Origin of the sequence: Pseudomonas sp. D2002, from assembly GCF_013385735.1 — a bacterium.
Classification (GTDB): domain Bacteria; phylum Pseudomonadota; class Gammaproteobacteria; order Pseudomonadales; family Pseudomonadaceae; genus Aquipseudomonas.
On record NZ_JACAPL010000006.1, the window covers coordinates 145,510 to 161,926 of the forward strand.

General features: G+C 61.0%; 13 protein-coding genes. 4 read left to right on the forward strand and 9 right to left on the reverse strand.

What is annotated here, in order from left to right:
- Positions 1–189: 189 nt before the first annotated feature.
- From tcyN to HX783_RS13655, 4 genes are all read right to left on the reverse strand, one after another.
- Complete coding sequence (gene tcyN, locus HX783_RS13640; RefSeq protein ID WP_159953649.1) at positions 190–936, reverse strand: L-cystine ABC transporter ATP-binding protein TcyN; 747 nt, start codon at positions 934–936, stop codon at positions 190–192.
- 3 nt (positions 937–939) lie between these two features.
- Positions 940–1,605, reverse strand: a complete 666-nt coding sequence (tcyL, locus tag HX783_RS13645; RefSeq protein ID WP_106577395.1) for a cystine ABC transporter permease — start codon at positions 1,603–1,605, stop codon at positions 940–942.
- Positions 1,605–2,399 carry a cystine ABC transporter substrate-binding protein gene (gene tcyJ, locus HX783_RS13650; RefSeq protein ID WP_177017212.1) on the reverse strand — a complete coding sequence of 265 codons (795 nt, stop codon included), beginning with the start codon at positions 2,397–2,399 and terminating at the stop codon, positions 1,605–1,607. Before tcyJ ends, tcyL begins: the two co-directional genes overlap by 1 nt.
- Positions 2,400–2,674: 275 nt before the next feature.
- Positions 2,675–3,673 (reverse strand): D-cysteine desulfhydrase, encoded by a 999-nt coding sequence (locus HX783_RS13655; protein ID WP_177017213.1) that lies wholly within the window; start codon positions 3,671–3,673, stop codon positions 2,675–2,677.
- A gap of 166 nt (positions 3,674–3,839) precedes the next feature.
- Between HX783_RS13655 and epsC the strand changes: the two genes are divergently transcribed.
- The 4 genes from epsC to mgrA all read left to right on the forward strand — a co-directional run bounded on the left by epsC (position 3,840) and on the right by mgrA (position 10,694).
- The gene (gene epsC, locus HX783_RS13660) at positions 3,840–4,766 is read left to right on the forward strand and encodes a serine O-acetyltransferase EpsC (RefSeq protein WP_159953652.1); all 927 of its coding nucleotides are present in this window, start codon (positions 3,840–3,842) and stop codon (positions 4,764–4,766) included.
- Between the two features lie 407 nt (positions 4,767–5,173).
- Positions 5,174–7,135: a choline transporter BetT gene (gene betT / locus HX783_RS13665; protein WP_174245655.1), complete on the forward strand. Its 1,962-nt coding sequence runs from the start codon at positions 5,174–5,176 to the stop codon at positions 7,133–7,135.
- A gap of 1,084 nt (positions 7,136–8,219) precedes the next feature.
- Complete coding sequence (locus tag HX783_RS13670; RefSeq protein WP_177017464.1) at positions 8,220–9,548, forward strand: OprD family outer membrane porin; 1,329 nt, start codon at positions 8,220–8,222, stop codon at positions 9,546–9,548.
- A gap of 108 nt (positions 9,549–9,656) precedes the next feature.
- Positions 9,657–10,694: an L-glyceraldehyde 3-phosphate reductase gene (mgrA, locus tag HX783_RS13675; RefSeq protein WP_159953654.1), complete on the forward strand. Its 1,038-nt coding sequence runs from the start codon at positions 9,657–9,659 to the stop codon at positions 10,692–10,694.
- Between the two features lie 239 nt (positions 10,695–10,933).
- On the opposite strand, the gene tauD is transcribed toward mgrA, so the two are convergent.
- From tauD to gshA, 5 genes are all read right to left on the reverse strand, one after another.
- A complete protein-coding gene (gene tauD, locus HX783_RS13680) occupies positions 10,934–11,770 on the reverse strand; it encodes a taurine dioxygenase (RefSeq protein WP_159953655.1) in 837 nt (278 codons plus the stop codon).
- 11 nt (positions 11,771–11,781) lie between these two features.
- On the reverse strand, positions 11,782–12,618 hold the full coding sequence (gene tauC / locus HX783_RS13685) for a taurine ABC transporter permease TauC (protein ID WP_177017214.1): 837 nt from the start codon (positions 12,616–12,618) through the stop codon (positions 11,782–11,784).
- Positions 12,615–13,394 carry a taurine ABC transporter ATP-binding subunit gene (gene tauB / locus HX783_RS13690; protein ID WP_159953657.1) on the reverse strand — a complete coding sequence of 260 codons (780 nt, stop codon included), beginning with the start codon at positions 13,392–13,394 and terminating at the stop codon, positions 12,615–12,617. Before tauB ends, tauC begins: the two co-directional genes overlap by 4 nt.
- Positions 13,395–13,411: 17 nt before the next feature.
- The gene (tauA, locus tag HX783_RS13695) at positions 13,412–14,389 is read right to left on the reverse strand and encodes a taurine ABC transporter substrate-binding protein (protein ID WP_056858186.1); all 978 of its coding nucleotides are present in this window, start codon (positions 14,387–14,389) and stop codon (positions 13,412–13,414) included.
- A 245-nt stretch (positions 14,390–14,634) separates the two neighbouring features.
- Positions 14,635–16,218: a glutamate--cysteine ligase gene (gene gshA, locus HX783_RS13700; RefSeq protein ID WP_177017215.1), complete on the reverse strand. Its 1,584-nt coding sequence runs from the start codon at positions 16,216–16,218 to the stop codon at positions 14,635–14,637.
- Between the last annotated feature and the right edge of the window lie 199 nt (positions 16,219–16,417).

Genomic DNA, 16,417 nt, shown 5'->3' on the forward strand with positions numbered 1-16,417 from the left:
AAGAGCTGACGAGGCGGGGGATTTTAAGGTGGATTCGGCGGTGCGTTTTATGCGTTAGCGCGAGGATTTCATGTAGGAACGCGCTTGGGTGGGAGCTGGCTTGCCTGCGATAGCATCGCTGCGGTGTGGCTGACACACCCAGGTGCCTGCATCGCAGGCAAGCCAGCTCCCACACAGGTTTTTCGGGTGTCAGTGGGCGAGGAATTTGCTCAGGAACTGCTTGGTGCGTTCTTCCTTCGGGTTGGCGAACAGCGCCTTGGCTTCGCCTTGTTCCACGATCACGCCCTTGTCGAAGAAGATCACCCGATTGGCGACATCGCGGGCAAAGCTCATTTCGTGGGTGACGATGACCATGGTGCGGTTCTCTTCAGCCAGGCTGCGGATGGTCGCCAGTACTTCACCGACCAGTTCCGGGTCGAGGGCCGAGGTGGGTTCGTCGAACAGAATCACCTCCGGCTCCATGGCCAATGCACGGGCAATCGCCACACGCTGCTGCTGGCCGCCGGACAAACGCCGCGGATAGGCCGCTTCCTTGCCCGCCAGGCCCACCCTGGCCAGCAACTTGCGGCCCAGCTCGGTTGCCGCTTCACGTGGCATCTTCTTGACCACGATCGGGCCTTCGATGACGTTTTCCAGCGCGGTGCGGTGGGGGAACAGGTTGAAGTTCTGGAACACAAAACCCACGTGCTGGCGCAAGCGCCGCACCAGGCCTTGTTGCTGGTTGAGCGGCTTGCTGCTGTCGATCTCGATGTCACCCACCTTGATGCGGCCGCTGGTGGGCTCTTCGAGGAAATTCAGGCAGCGCAGGAAGGTGGTCTTGCCCGAACCACTGGGGCCAATGATGGCGACGACTTCGCCTTCCTTGACCTCAAGGTCGATGCCGTTGAGCACCACCTGACCCTTGAATTGTTTGGTCAGTTTTTCAACCACGATCATGCTTCAAGACTCCAGGTCATGCCGGTTGACCCGGTCTTCCAGGCGATTTTGAAAGTGCGCCAGGATGCTTGCCAGGATCCAGTAGATCAGGGCAGCGGAGAGGTACATGGTGAAAATTTCGAAGGTGCGCGCAGACACCAGTTGAGCCTGGCGAAACAGCTCGGGCACCTGGATGGTAGCGGCCAGCGCCGTGTCCTTGACCAGCGAGATAAAGCTGTTGCCCAACGGCGGCAGCGCCGTACGCATGGCCTGCGGCAGGATGGCCCGGCGCAGGGTCTGCGCGCGGGTCATGCCGATACTGGCCGCAGCTTCCCATTGGCCGCGCTCGATGGAGCTGATCGCGGCGCGCAGGATTTCACAGGCGTAAGCCGCCATGTTCAGCGAGAAGCCGATCATGGCGGCCGGAATCGGATCCAGCTCGATGCCCACTTGCGGTAAGCCGTAGTAGATTAAAAACAGCTGCACCAGCAAGGGCGTGCCGCGAAAGAACGACACGTAGACGCGAGCGATCCAACTGACCAGCTTGAAGCGCGACAAGCGCATCAAGGCCAGGCCGAAGCCCAGCAGCAAGCCGAAGAACATCCCGCCGAGGCTAAGAATCACCGTGTAATACGCGCCCTTGAGCAGAAAGGGCGCGGAGTCCAGCGCGAGTTGGAAACCTGCTTCCATTATTGAGTGACGTCAGCGTTGAAGTATTTCTCGGACAGCTTCTTCAAGGTGCCGTCGGCGCGCAGTTCGTCGATAGCCTTGTTCACAGCGGCCAGCAGTTCAGGCTCGCCTTTGCGCAGGGCAATACCGGCTTCCTGACGGGAGAACGCATCGCCTGCGGTGGCGGTGTCGGGGGCTTTCTTGGCGTATTCCAGAGCGGCCAGGCGGTCGATCAGGATGGCGTCGATACGGCCGATGCGCAGGTCCTGGAACTTGGTTGGGTCATCGTTATAGGTCTTGATGATGGCCTTGGGTTGGTTGTCCTTGAGCCATTGCTCGTAGTTGGTGCCCAGGCCCACGCCAACTTTCTTGCCGGCCAGGTCGTCGGCAGTCTTGATGGTGTCGACGTTTTTCTTCAGCACCAGCGCCTGAATACCGGAAACGGTGTAGGGCTTGGAGAAGTCGTACTTCTTCTTGCGCTCTTCGGAGATGGTCACTTGGTTGATCACAGCGTCCAGGCGCTTGGATTCCAGGGCTGCAAGGATACCGTCCCAAGGGGTCGCGCTGAGCTTGACCTTGACGCCCAGCTTCTTGGCCAGGGCTTCGGAGAACTCGACCTCAAAACCGGTGAGCTTGCCGTCTTCACCGACAAAGCTGAACGGCGGGTAGGTGCCTTCCAGGCCAACCTTGATCTCGCCGGCTTTCTTGATGTTATCCAACTGCTCGCCAGCAACCGCCTGGCCCAACCAGCCAGCCCCGAGTGCCAGGCCCAATGTGCCAACCAACAACGTGCGGCGGAATACAGAAATAGTCATGAACAGCCCCTGTGTTTTTATGTTGAGCGAAGCAGGTGACGCAGTAGTCGTATCCTGCCTTAAAGCGCGAAGCGCGTCTTCGCCTTCGGCGCGACTATAAAGCCAGTTTTTAAGACTTGAAAATAATATAAAATTAATTTGTTATGTTTTTTTAGAATATGCCATCAATCTAGTGTGGGAGCGGGCTTGCTCGCGAATGCGGTGTGTCAGTCGCCGAATGTATTGGCTGGCACTCCGTATTCGCGAGCAAGCCAGCTCCCACATTTGATCCGTGTTCAGTCCGTTAGGACCGAGTCATAGGCGAACAACGCCGGCGCCCCGCCGGTATGCAGGAATATGATCGGCCCGTCCTCAAACCGCTGACGCCCGAGGCCATCCAGCAAGCCGGCCATGGCTTTGCCCGTGTAGACCGGGTCCAGCAGCAGGCCTTCCTGGCTCGCCAATAGCTTGACCGCAGCGAGGGTGCCGGCGTTCGGTTCGCCGTAGCGCGGGCCGAAATATTCGTCCCATAAAATCACGTTGAACGCCTCGGGAACGTCCACACCGAGCAACTCGGCGGTGCGTTCGGCCAGGCCCTGCACTTTCGGCCGTTGGGCCTCATCGGTACGCGACACGGTAACGCCGATCACCGGCAAATTCGGCAGCACCTCACTCAAGGCCAACGCGAGACCGCTGTGGGTGCCCGCGCTGCCTGAGGCCAATACCACGGCGGCAAATTCGATACCGCTGTCTTCAATCTGCCCGGCCAGCTCAAGCCCGGCGCGCACGTAACCCAGCGCGCCCAGTGCATTCGAGCCGCCGATAGGCACCAGGTACGGCTTTTTGCCGTTGCTGCGCAGGCGGTCGGCGAGGGCGTTGAGTTGCGCGTCGACGTTGTCGAGGTTCTCGACCAATTCCACTTTGGCGTCGAACAGCTCCAGCAGCAGGCGGTTGCCGTTGCCCAGATAGTTAGGGTCTTCGGTGCCGGTGGGGTTTTCCAGCAGCGCCACACAGCCCAAGCCCAGCTTGGCGGCCAGCGCAGCGGTCTGGCGCACGTGGTTGGACTGGATGGCGCCGGCGGTGACCAGGGTGTCGGCACCTTGGGCGATGGCATCGGCCGCCAGGTATTCGAGTTTGCGCAGCTTGTTGCCGCCCATGGCCAGCGGCGTGGTGTCATCGCGCTTGACGTAGATATCCCTGCCCAGCCAGGCCGACAGCCGCTCGAGTTTTTCCAGGGCAGTGGCGCCGCCCAGCAGTTCCAAGCGGTTAAAACGGTCGAGCTGTTGTTTGATCATGGCGAGGCACGCTGGCTAAGTGATTGGGCGACTATAGGCAGGCACTTTTCATCGGGCAACCGCCAATCGCTTATTCCGTATGGTTCTGTACATCACACCATTGGTTCTTAAGGGCGGCCAGGGTGCATACCGTAAAGTGATGGCCATTACGTCAGGAGTGAATACCGTGAGTGAGCGTTCCAGCCATTGGCAGTTGCAAACCATCGTCAGCCAACTGCGCAGCGCCCGAGACCAGTGGCGCACGCGCAATGGCCGCTTGAGTGGTGAGCACGGCGGGCGTGAGTTGCCGTCGCGCGAGGCGGTGGCGCAGATTCTCGAGTCGCTGTGCGGCGCGTTGTTTCCGATGCGCCTGGGGCCGGTGGACTTGCGTGAGGAAAGTGAAGATTTCTACGTCGGCCACACCCTCGACGTCGCCCTGAATGCCCTGCTCGGCCAGGCGCGCCTGGAGCTGCGTTACGCCGCACGCCAAGGCGGCCAGGATGACCGCGAGGTCGACGCCCTGGCCATCCGCCTGATCCAGGATTTTGCCCTGGCCTTGCCTTCCCTGCGCAGCCTGCTGGACACCGATGTGCTGGCCGCCTACCACGGCGACCCCGCCGCGCGCAGTGTGGATGAGGTGCTGCTGTGCTATCCGGGGATTCTGGCGGTGATTCACCATCGCCTGGCGCACCACCTGTATCGCGCCGGGTTGCCATTGCTGGCGCGGATCAGCGCGGAGATTGCGCACTCGGCCACCGGCATCGACATTCACCCTGGCGCGCAGATCGGCCCGAGTTTCTTTATCGATCACGGCACGGGCGTGGTGATTGGCGAAACCGCGATCATTGGCGAGCGAGTGCGTATCTATCAGGCAGTGACCTTGGGTGCCAAGCGCTTCCCGGCGGATGAAGATGGGCAGTTGCAGAAGGGCCATCCACGCCATCCGATTGTAGAAGACGATGTGGTGATCTACGCCGGGGCGACGATTCTGGGGCGGATCACCATCGGCAAAGGTTCGACGATTGGCGGCAATGTGTGGCTGACCCGCAGCGTGCCGGCGGGGGCGAATATTACCCAGGCGAATCTGCAGCATGAGGATGGGGCGCAGAAGTAGTCGTTGAGCCAAACACCGATCAACTGTGGGAGCGGGCTTGCTCGCGAAAGCGGAGTGTCAGTCGCTGAACATGTTTCTGACAAACCGCATTCGCGAGCAAGCCCGCTCCCACATTTTTAAGCGCATTCCGAATTCACACCGCAATCGCTGAACGATTTGCCATCCCCACCCGTCATACCAATCCTTGAGCTAGTGTAGGAATTGTCTACCACTCAGCCCTGCGATTAGTCCCAGACCGCCTATCCATGTTTAACTTGAATGTTCGTTCAAGTTAAACCGGTGGTTCGCTGCCCGCTCACAACAGGAGGCTTACCTTTGCTGAGTCCGTTATTTACAGCCACATCCCACACCTTCGGGGTGCATCGTTCATGAGTGCATCGTCCACCCCATCCAGCGGCTTGGTGCGCATGAATGCGCCCGTTTTCTACTTTGCCGCCAGCTTCATCCTGCTCTTTGGCATCACTGTCATCGCGATCCCGCAACAGGCCGGTGCCTGGCTGCTGGCCGCGCAAAACTGGGCGGCCAATACGGTCGGCTGGTACTACATGCTCGCGATGACGCTGTACCTGGTCTTCGTGGTGGTCACCGCGCTATCGGGCTACGGCAAGATAAAACTCGGTGCCGACCACGACGAGCCCGAGTTCAGTTACCTGTCCTGGGCCGGCATGTTGTTCGCCGCCGGGATCAGCATCACGCTGTTCTTCTTCTGCGTTTCCGAGCCGCTGACGCACCTGGTGCAACCGCCCCAGGGCGCGCCGATGAACGCCGATGCCGCGCGCCAGGCCATGCAGATTCTGTTTCTGCACTGGGGCCTGCACGGCTGGGGCGTGTTTGCCTTTGTCGGCATGGCCCTGGCGTACTTCGCCTACCGGCATAACCTGCCGCTGGCGTTGCGCTCGGCGCTGTACCCGCTGATCGGCAAACGCATCAACGGCCCCATCGGCTACGCGGTGGACGGCTTCGGCATCATCGCCACGGTGTTTGGCCTGGGCGCCGACATGGGCTTTGGCGTGTTGCACCTCAACTCCGGGTTGGATTACCTGTTTGGCATTGCCCACACCCAGTGGATCCAGGTTGGCCTGATCACGCTGATGATGGGCGCCGCGATCCTCGTCGCCGTCGCCGGCGTCGACAAGGGCGTGCGGGTGATGTCCGACATCAACATGCTGCTGGCCTGCGCGCTGCTGCTGTTCGTGTTGTTCGCAGGTCCCACCCAGCACTTGCTCAACACCCTGATCCAGAACATCGGTGATTACCTGGGCGCCTTGCCGACCAAGAGTTTCGATGTGTACGCCTACGACAAACCCAGCGACTGGCTGGGCGGTTGGACGGTGTTCTATTGGGCCTGGTGGATCGCGTGGTCGCCCTTTGTAGGTCTGTTTATCGCGCGGATTTCCCGTGGCCGTACCATCCGCGAATTCGTGTTTGGCGTGCTGCTGATCCCACTGGGCTTCACCCTGGCGTGGATGTCGATCTTCGGCAACAGCGCTATCGACCAAGTGCTCAACCACGGTTTGACCGCCCTCGGCCAGTCGGCCATCGACGACCCGTCGATGAGTCTGTACCTGCTGCTGGAAACCTACCCGTGGAGCAAGACCGTCATCGCGGTCACGGTGTTTATCAGCTTCGTGTTCTTCGTCACCTCGGCGGATTCCGGCACCGTGGTGCTGTCGACCTTGTCGTCCAAAGGCGGCAATGCCGATGAGGACGGGCCAAAGTGGCTGCGGGTGTTCTGGGGCGCGATGACCGCGCTGGTCACCAGTGCGTTGCTGTTTGCCGGCAGTATCGACTCGCTGAAATCCGCGGTGGTGCTGACGTCGTTGCCGTTCTCGCTGATTTTGCTGCTGATGATGTGGGGGCTGCACAAAGCCTTCTACCTCGAGTCGCAAAAGCAGATCGCGCAGTTGCATTCGCTGGCGCCGGTGTCGGGCTCACGCAAGGGCACGGGCGGTTGGCGCCAGCGTTTGAGCCAGGCGGTGCATTTCCCGTCGCGCGATGAGGTGTACCGGTTCCTTGAGACTACGGTGCGCCCGGCCATCGAAGAAGTGACGGCGGTGTTTGTCGAAAAAGGCCTCAGCGTCGTCACCCAGCCTGACCCGTCCAACGACAGCGTCAGCCTGGAAATCGGCCACGGTGAAGAGCATCCGTTCGTTTACCAGGTGCAGATGCGCGGTTACTTCACGCCGTCCTTTGCGCGCGGTGGCATGGGCTCCAAGCAGCTCAACAACCGCCGCTACTATCGGGCGGAAGTGCATTTGAGCGAGGGTAGCCAGGACTACGACCTGGTGGGCTACACCAAGGAGCAGATCATCAACGACATCCTTGACCAGTACGAGCGGCACCTGCAGTTCCTGCACCTGGTGCGCTAGTTCGCACTTAAATGATCGTTCCTACGCTCCGCGTGGGAATGCCGCCCGAGGCGCTCCGCGCCTCTCTGTTGGCGCAAGGTTCAAGCCCTGCGTGCGGGTGACGCGCAGCGTCACGGGCTGCGTTCCCACGCAGAGCGTGGGAACGATCATGCTCGGTGTTTGAGAGGCACCGAGTTGACTGCATCGCGGGCAAGCCCGCTCTCACAAAAAAGCTCGCAAAGCCCCGTTCTACGGGGCTTTTTTAAATGATCGTTCCTACGCTCCGCGTGGGAACGCCGCCCGAGGCGCTCCGCGCCTCTCTGTTGGCGCAAGGTTCAAGCCCTGCGTGCGGGTGACGCGCAGCGTCACGGGATGCGTTCCCACGCAGAGCGTGGGAACGATCATGCTCGGTGTTTGAGAGGCACCGAGTTGCCTGCATCGCGGGCAAGCCCGCTCCCACAAAAAAGCTCGCAAAGCCCCGTTCTACGGGGCTTTTTTAAGTGATCGTTCCTACGCTCCGCGTGGGAATGCCGCCCGAGGCGCTCCGCGCCTCTCTGTTGGCGCAAGGTTCAAGCCCTGCGCGCGGGTGACGCGCAGCGTCACGGGATGCGTTCCCACGCAGAGCGTGGGAACGATCATGCTCGGTGTTTGAGAGACACCGAGTTGACTGCGTCGCGGGCAAGCCCGCTCCCACAAAAAAGCTCGTAAAGCCCCGTTCTACGGGGCTTTTTTAAATGATCGTTCCTACGCTCCGCGTGGGAACGCCGCCCGAGGCGCTCCGCGCCTCTCTGTTGGCGCAAGGTTCAAGCCCTGCGCGCAAGTGACGCGGAGCGTCACGGGATGCGTTCCCACGCAGAGCGTGGGAACGATCATGCTCGGTGTTTGAGAGGCACCGAGTTGACTGCATCGCGGGCAAGCCCGCTCTCACAAAAAAGCTCGCAAAGCCCCGTTCTACGGGGCTTTTTTTAAATTTAATTTCATTCGTCGAAACCCCGATTTGACTCCGAACTGTCATCTGGCCACTGCGTAATTGTGTGAAGCGTTTGACGCTTTCATTTCAGAACAGTGACGGAGACCGGTAACAATGAAGACGTTAATAAGCCCCATGGTGGGTGCCGCCATGGCGAGCTTTATGCTGTCCGCCCACGCCGATTTTATCGACGACAGCCACGCCGATGTGACCCTGCTCAATCGCTACCTCAACCAGCAGGGGCGTGATGTGGTCAACAGCAATGCCAAGGCCCACAGCGTGCGTGATTGGGGCCAGGGTTTCGAGTTCAACTTCAAGTCCGGCTTCACCGAGGGGCCGGTCGGTTTCGGCCTCGATCTGCAGGCGTTCTACGGCTTGAAACTCGACTCCGGCGGCGACCTTAACGACAAGGATCACCAAGGCCGCTACCCCGGCAGCATGTTCCCGCTGGACAACGGCAAATCCGCCGACCAGTTCGGTGTACTCAGCCCCACATTCAAGATGCGTTTCGCCAAGGATGAGCTGCGCGTGGGCACGCTGTATGGCAACAACCCGGTGCTGGCCAACACCGACGGCCGCCTGTACCAGCAGACCAATACCGGTGTGCAACTGGTGTCCAAGGACCTTACCGACTTCACCTTCACCGGCGGCGATATCTTCAAGACCAAGATCCGCAACGAAACCGGCGACCAGGGCATGATCACCGCCGGCGGCACCAAAGAGAGCGATCGCTTCCTGTTCGGCGGTGCGGACTACACCGGCATCCAGAACACCACCGTGAGCCTGTGGTACTCCAACCTTGAGGATTACTACCAGCAGTTTTTCCTCGGCGCCAAGCGTCATGACGCGGTGGCCGTGGGTGCATTCGACACTGATGTGCGCGTGTTCCGCAGCCTGGGTGTCGGTGCCAACGCCGATGGCGACAAGGACTTTGCCGGCGCCGGCCTCTACGGTGACGGCACCAGCAAAGGCCGCATCAACCAGACCACCGCCAGCTTGCTTGAGAGTTACAGCCTGGACGGTCACACCGTGGGCCTCGGTATCCAGAAAAACAGCGGCGACAGCGACTTCCCGTACCTGGATTCCGGCCTGAACAGCGGCGACGCGCGGCAGGGCCCAGGCTCGGGCGCCGACACCCCGGCGCTGACCAATATGCAGCTGAACAAATTCCAGCACGCCGGCGAGCGCACCTGGCTGGCGCAGTACAAATATGATTTCGGCAAGCTCGGCCTCACCGGCCTGACGTTCTCTGCGGCCTACGCACACGGCGATGACATCCGCACGGCGCAAGGCACCACCAGCGAATGGGAGCGCAACATTGCCGTGGCCTACCAAGTACCCACCGGCACCCTCAAAGGCCTGGGCGTGACCTGGAAAAATGCCCATGCCAGCCCGGATATTACCGGTGCCACCGTGCAAGATGAAAACCGCTTCTATGTGAGCTACGTCGTTCCACTTTGGTAGGGAATTGCTGTAAAAGAGAAGGGCATAGTTAAGCGATTCAGCTGGTTAAAAGGCCTGGGAATAACCTTATTCCCAGGCCTTATTTGCCCTAAGCCCAGAGAGGATTCGATGACGTACATTGCTGCCGAAAACCGCTATGAATCTATCCCTTATCGCCGCGTAGGCCGCAGTGGATTGGTGCTGCCTGCACTGTCCCTGGGGCTGTGGCACAACTTTGGCGACAGCACTCCGATCGACACCCAGCGCGCCTTGCTACGCACCGCGTTCGACCTGGGGATCAACCACTTCGACCTGGCCAACAACTACGGCCCGCCCTACGGCAGCGCCGAGATCAACTTCGGCCGTTTGCTGCGCGAAGACTTCAAGCACTATCGTGATGAATTGATCATCTCGAGCAAAGCCGGCTGGGACATGTGGCCCGGCCCTTACGGCCAGGGCGGCGGTTCGCGCAAATACGTATTGGCGAGCCTGGACCAGAGCCTGCAACGCCTGGGCGTCGACTATGTGGATATTTTCTATTCCCACCGTTTCGACGCCGACACCCCGCTGGAAGAAACCGCCAGCGCCCTCGCCACCGCCGTGCAACAGGGCAAGGCGTTGTACATCGGCATCTCTTCATACTCCGGCGTGAAAACCCGTGAGATGGCGGCGCTGCTTCAAGAGTGGAAAGTGCCGCTGCTGATCCACCAACCCGCTTACAACCTGCTCAACCGCTGGGTGGAAAAAGACCTGCTGGACACCACCGAAGAACTCGGTGCCGGGGTGATTGCGTTCACGCCGCTGGCCCAGGGTTTGCTGACCGACAAGTACCTCAACGGCGTACCGGCCGATGCGCGGGTTAATCGCCCAGGGGGTGGTTCGCTGCAAGCCAAGCACCTGTCCGACGCCAACATCGCCCACGTGCGCGCGCTGAATGAAATCGCCAAGCGTCGCGGCCAGAGCCTGGCGCAACTGGCGCTGGCCTGGACCCTGCGTGACCCGCGGGTGACCAGTGCGCTGATCGGCGCGAGCCGGCCGGAGCAAATCATCGAGAACGTCGGCGCGTTGAAGAACCTGAGCTTCAGTGCCGAAGAGCTGGCGGAGATTGATCGGTTTGCGCAGGAAGGCGGGATTAACTTGTGGGAAAAGCCATCCACCGCTGAGTAACCCACCCGATCGTTCCCACGCTCTGCGTGGGAATGCCTCCTGTGACGCTACGCGTCACGGCTCTACAAGCAGACGCAGAGCGTCCTGGGCTGCATTCCCACGCAGAGCGTGGGAACGATCTACTCGAACACTGTGGGAGCCGGGCTTGCCCGCGATGGCGGTGGGTCAGTCGATGAAGTAGTGGCTGGTTTACCGCTATCGCAGGCAAGCCAGCTCCCACATTTGGTAGTGGCCTGGCCCTAAAAAGGCACGTCGCCGAGGATCGTGGCGCGATGCATCACGCGGCGTTGCGGCCGGTAGTCATCCACCGCGTAATGCTGCGTCACGCGGTTATCCCAGAACGCTACGTCATGCTCCTGCCAGCGCCAGCGGATGGTGAATTCCGGCCGCGTCGCGTGAGCAAACAACAGCTTGAGGATGGCTTCGCTTTCGGCCGGTTCCAGCTCATTGATTTTCGTCGTAAACCCATCACTGACAAACAGCGATTTGCGCCCGCTCACCGGATGCGTGCGCACCACCGGGTGCGACAGCGGCGGGTTTTTTTTGCGGGTTTCTTCCCAGCGCGCCAAGTCTTCGGCAGTGTTGCCAAAGCGCTCCAGCGGAAAGGATTTGGTGAAATCGTGGGTCGCCGTCAAACCATCAAGCAGGCGCTTGAATGGCTCTGACAGCGCTTCATACGCCGCAATGCCGCTGGCCCACAACGTGTCGCCGCCAAACGCCGGCAGCAGCTTGGCGCTGAGCACCGCGCCGAGGGCGGGAGTGGGCAGGAAGGTCACGTCGGTGTGCCATACCGCGTTGTCGCGCACGTCGGTCACGGCGGTGTCGAGGATCAGCACTTCCGGCTGTTCCGGCACGTTGGGGTAAATCGGGTGAATGTGCAGGTCACCAAAGTTCGCCGCGAACCGCGCCTGTTGCTGCGGGGTGATGGCTTGGCCTCTGAAGAACAGCACCGAGTGTTCGAGCAGCGCGTGCTCGATGGCGTCACGTTCTTCGGGGTTCAGCGGCCGGGTGATATCGACACCGCTGATCAGGGCGCCCAGGGCGGTGCTTATCGGGGTAACGGTCAGGCTGCTCATGCTGTTCTCACTCAGTGTGCCTGGCCATGCCAAGGCACTAATTTGCGCTGCAGGGCGCGCAGGCCCATTTCCATGGCGAAGGCGATCAGGGCGATCACCAAAATCCCCAGCACTACAACGTCGGTGACGAGGAACTGCGCCGCCGACTGCACCATGAAACCCAAGCCGCTGGTGGCCGCGATCAACTCGGCCGCGACCAGTGTCGACCAGCCCACACCGAGGCCGATGCGCACGCCGGTCAGAATGTCGGGCAGGGCGCTCGGCAGGATTACATGGCGAATCAGCTGGGCACGGGTGGCACCCAACGACTGCGCAGCACGCAATTTGGCCGGGTCGACGGTGCGCACGCCGGTCGCGGTGGCGATGGCAATGGGCGCGAAGATCGCCAGGTAAATCAGCAGTACCTTGGACAGCTCGCCGATGCCGCACCAGATCACGATCAGCGGCAGATAGGCCAGCGGCGGAATCGGCCGATAGAACTCAATCAGCGGGTCGAGAATGCCGCGTGCGATACGGTTTGCGCCAATGGCAATGCCCACCGGCACGGCCGTCAGCACCGCAAAGCCGAGACCCAGACCTATGCGCTGCAGGCTTGCGCCCAAGTGCTGCCACAAGGTGGAATCCATGTAGCCCGTGGTCGCCAGCAGCCAGCCTTTTTGCAGCACGGCGGACGGTGGCGGCAGGAACAACGGTTCGATCAAACCCGTGGCGGTCACCGCCCACCAGATCGCCAGCAAGGCGACCAAGGTAAGTACGCTGATCCAGCGCGTGCTCAGGCTGCGACGCACCGGAATCACCGGGTGGGCCACCGGCCTGGCGGCGGTGACGGGGAGTTCGTAACTGCTCATGCGGACACCTGCCGTTGCGAGAACACTTTGCCCAGCACGTGTTCGCGGGTTTCGATAAAGCGCGGGTCGGATTTGATCGCGCGTGCCGATTCACCGGCGGCGTAGCGCTGGCCGAAGTCCAGGTGCAGACGCTCGACGATTTGGCCCGGGTTGGGCGCCAGCAGGATCAAATCGGTGGCGAGGAACACCGCTTCTTCAATGTCGTGGGTAATCAGGAACACCGGCTTGGCTGTGCGCCGCCAGACTTGCAGCAGCAACTCCTGCATCTGTTCGCGGGTGAAGGCATCGAGGGCGCCGAAGGGTTCGTCCATCAGCAAGACACGCGGGTCGGCTGCCAGGGCGCGGGCCAGGCCCACACGTTGTTTCTGACCACCGGAAAGCTGCCAGATACGACGGTTGTCAAAACCCGCCAGGTCGACCAGGGCGAGCATTTCCTTGGCGCGCACTTCGCGTTGCGCCTTGGGTACGCCAGCCAGCTCGAGGCCGAAACCGACGTTGGCGAGCACGTCCTGCCAGGGCAGCAGGGCGTCGTCCTGGAACACCACGCCACGCTCGGCACTCGGGCCTTTGACCGGCACGCCATCGAGGGTGATGCGCCCGGCAGAAGGCTCGACGAAACCGGCAATCAGGTTCAACAGCGAGGTCTTGCCACTGCCGGACGGGCCGAGGGCCACCAGCAATTGCTGGGGCCCAAGGTCGAGTGAAATGTCAGACAGTACCGGTTCTGTGGCGCCTGGGTACTGTGCGCTGATGCGCTCCAGTTGTAGCAAGGCCATCGCAATGAACTCCTGAATCAGTTGGTGATGAACTTGGCGCTGACGTAAGGGGCGTAGTCCGGCAGCACAGCGTCGACCTTGCCTTGTTCCTTGAGGAACGCGGCGGTGTCGGTAACGGCCTTGGTGGTCGGTGCGCCCAGCAGGGTCACTTGGTCAGCGGCCAGCGGGTAGACGTTGCCTTGCAGCAGCAGTGGGATGTCACTGGCCTTGGCGCCGGAGAGTTTCACCAGTTTGTCGACGTTGCCTTTGTCGGCGAGCCAGGCTTGTGGGTCTTTGCGGTACGCGGCGTAGGCATCCAGCGTGACCTTGGCGAAGGCGGTGACGATTTCCGGGTGCTTCTCGGCGAAGTCTTTGCGCACGATCCAGGCGTCGAAGGTCGGCGCGCCGAACTTGGCCAGCTCGCCGGAGGTGATCAGCACTTTGCCGTTTTCCTTGGCCACGCCCAGGGCTGGGTCCCACACGTAGGTGGCGTCGATATCACCGCGTTTCCAGGCGGCGATGATGGCCGGTGGCGCGAGGTTGAGGATGGTCACTTTCGACGGGTCGATGTTCCAGTGCTTCAGCGCGGCCAGCAGGCTGTAGTGGCCGGTGGACACGAATGGCACGGCGATTTTTTTGCCGATCAGGTCCTGCGGGCTGTTGATCCCCGAACCGTTGCGCGCCACCAGGGCTTCGGCGCCGCCGATCTGGGTGGCGACGAGGAAGGTTTCCACCGGGACTTTGCGAGTGACAGCTGCGGTCAGGGGGCTGGAACCGAGGTAGCCGATCTGCACATCACCGGAGGCGATGGCGGCGATGATGTCGGCGCCATTGTCGAATTTGCGCCAGTCGATTTTGGCGTTGGTGGCTTTTTCGTACGCGCCGTCGGCCTGGGCGACTTTCGCCGGGTCCACGGTGGTCTGGTAAGCGATGGTTACATCCGCCGCCTGGGCAAACAGGCTGGCACCGGCCAGGGACAATGCGGCCAAGAGGCGCAGAGGGGTTAACAGTTTCAAGGGGAAGCTCCTCAATCAGGCGGCCGAGGGTCGGCGTGTGAGGAGACTAAATGATCTAAGAATCAGAAAATAAATAACATTTTCGAATTAGCTTATGAGAGGAAGTAAGCGCAAACCACGAGTTCGCACAGGCCAAATGTGGGAGCGGGCTTGCTCGCGAATGCGGAGTGTCAGTCACTAAATATTTCGACTGATCCACCGCATTTGCGAGCAAGCCCGCTCCCACAGGGTTTTGTGCAAGACTTCTAGTTGCTGATCGCCAGAATGCTCGCCTGATACGACCCGACAAACACATCAAAATCGCCGACTTCGTTCTGTTCAAGCTCCGCCTGCTGCGCCAGCGAAGTGCGCGCCAACGTTTCAAAACGCGCCTGCTCTTCAGCCGCCAACGGCTCTTTACGGAAGTACTCGGCATGCACCTCGCTCTGGTGCAGGGAGAACTGCGCAAAACTCTCCTTGCGCTCGGCCATTGCCGCCAACACTTGGGCCGACGGCGTCAGGGACGAATCCTTGACCTTCGCCAACTGGGCGTCCAGCGCCTGGCTGTGCTCGGTGATGCCGTGGCTCTCGTCCAGCAACGCCGCCAACGGCGCAATCTGCTCCAGCAACTCGGTGGCCCATTCCTTCATGTCCACAGGCTGGCCCTGACGCTGCAATTGCAGGCCTGGGCGACGGCCTTCCTTGACCACGCTGAGGAAGTTGGAGGTGGCGTTGCCGCACTCGTTGTTGGCGAACAGCGGGCTGTCGTTCAGCGCGCAATACAGCAGGAACGCATCGAGGAAACGCGACTCCGGCAGGTCGATGCCCATCGGCAGGAACGGGTTGATGTCCAGGCAACGCACTTCGATGTACTGGATGCCACGCGCCATCAGCGCCTGGATCGGCCGCTCGCCGGTATAAGTCACACGCTTGGGGCGGATGTTGGAGTAGTACTCGTTTTCGATCTGCAGGATGTTGGTGTTGAGCTGAACCCACTCACCGTCCTTATGCGTGCCGACTTCGACGTATGGCGCGTAGGGCGTTGCCACCGCTTCGCGCAGGCTGTCGGTGTAGCTGCTCAAATCGTTGTAGCACGGCGTCAGGCCGGCCTGGGCGTTGCTCTGGTAACCCAGGTCGCTCATGCGCAGGCTGGTGGCGTACGGCAGGTACAGCGTGTCGGCGTCGAGCACTTCCAACTGGTGCGAACGACCGCGCAGGAAGCCGGCGTCCAGGGCTGGTGAGGCACCGAACAGGTACATCAAAAGCCAGCTGTAGCGGCGGAAGTTACGGATCAGCGCGATATAGGCTGTGGACTGGTAGTCGCGGTCGGTGCCGACGAAACCTTCAGTCTCCTTGAGCAGCGGCCACAACTCTTCCGGCAGCGAAAAATTGTAGTGGATGCCGGCAATGCACTGCATGGTCTTGCCGTAGCGCAGGGCCAGGCCCTTGCGGTACACGTACTTGAGCTGGCCGATATTGGAGGTGCCGTAGTAGGCAATCGGAATATCTTCTTCGGCCGGCAACGGGCACGGCATCGAAGGGCTCCACAGGTACTCGTTGCCGAGCTTGCTGTAGGCAAAGCGATGGATCTTGTCCAGGCTGCTCAGGGTATCGGCCGGGTTGGGCAGGGCGGGAGTGATGAACTCCAGCAGCGATTCCGAGTAGTCGGTGGTGATCAATTCGTTGGTCAGCGCGGCGCCCAAGGCTTCGGGGTGCGGCGTTTGTGCCAGGCGACCCTCACCGGTGACGCGTAGGCATTCGCGCTCGATGCCGTGCAAGCACTGCTCTAGCAGGGAGAGGTGTTCGCGCTTGCCGAGCAAGGCCAGGCGGCGGTTGAGAAGTTCGCTCAAGTTGGATTCCTTCACGCGTCAGTCGCCCCAATATGGGGGTGGGCAGGACGGTCTACAAGGGTGAAGTTGAAACTGGCGTTATCGCCTGGTTTTGAGTCGATTTGACCCGCTTTGGAAAAGCCTACTTCACTCCATGAATTGGGCTATAGCGCAGCAAGAAAATTCCGACGCTGTTGTCGCAGCGCCGAAATTAACTCAA

Bases quoted from the DNA above. Each gene is read 5' to 3' on its own strand.
- tcyJ (WP_177017212.1), bottom strand. From the start codon at position 2,399: ATGACTATTTCTGTATTCCGCCGCACGTTGTTGGTTGGCACATTGGGC.
- tauB (WP_159953657.1), bottom strand. From the start codon at position 13,394: ATGGCCTTGCTACAACTGGAGCGCATCAGCGCACAGTACCCAGGCGCC.
- HX783_RS13670 (WP_177017464.1), top strand. From the start codon at position 8,220: ATGGTGGGTGCCGCCATGGCGAGCTTTATGCTGTCCGCCCACGCCGAT.
- tauC (WP_177017214.1), bottom strand. From the start codon at position 12,618: ATGAGCAGTTACGAACTCCCCGTCACCGCCGCCAGGCCGGTGGCCCAC.
- betT (WP_174245655.1), top strand. From the start codon at position 5,174: ATGAATGCGCCCGTTTTCTACTTTGCCGCCAGCTTCATCCTGCTCTTT.
- tcyL (WP_106577395.1), bottom strand. From the start codon at position 1,605: ATGGAAGCAGGTTTCCAACTCGCGCTGGACTCCGCGCCCTTTCTGCTC.
- tauD (WP_159953655.1), bottom strand. From the start codon at position 11,770: ATGAGCAGCCTGACCGTTACCCCGATAAGCACCGCCCTGGGCGCCCTG.
- mgrA (WP_159953654.1), top strand. From the start codon at position 9,657: ATGACGTACATTGCTGCCGAAAACCGCTATGAATCTATCCCTTATCGC.
- tcyN (WP_159953649.1), bottom strand. From the start codon at position 936: ATGATCGTGGTTGAAAAACTGACCAAACAATTCAAGGGTCAGGTGGTG.
- HX783_RS13655 (WP_177017213.1), bottom strand. From the start codon at position 3,673: ATGATCAAACAACAGCTCGACCGTTTTAACCGCTTGGAACTGCTGGGC.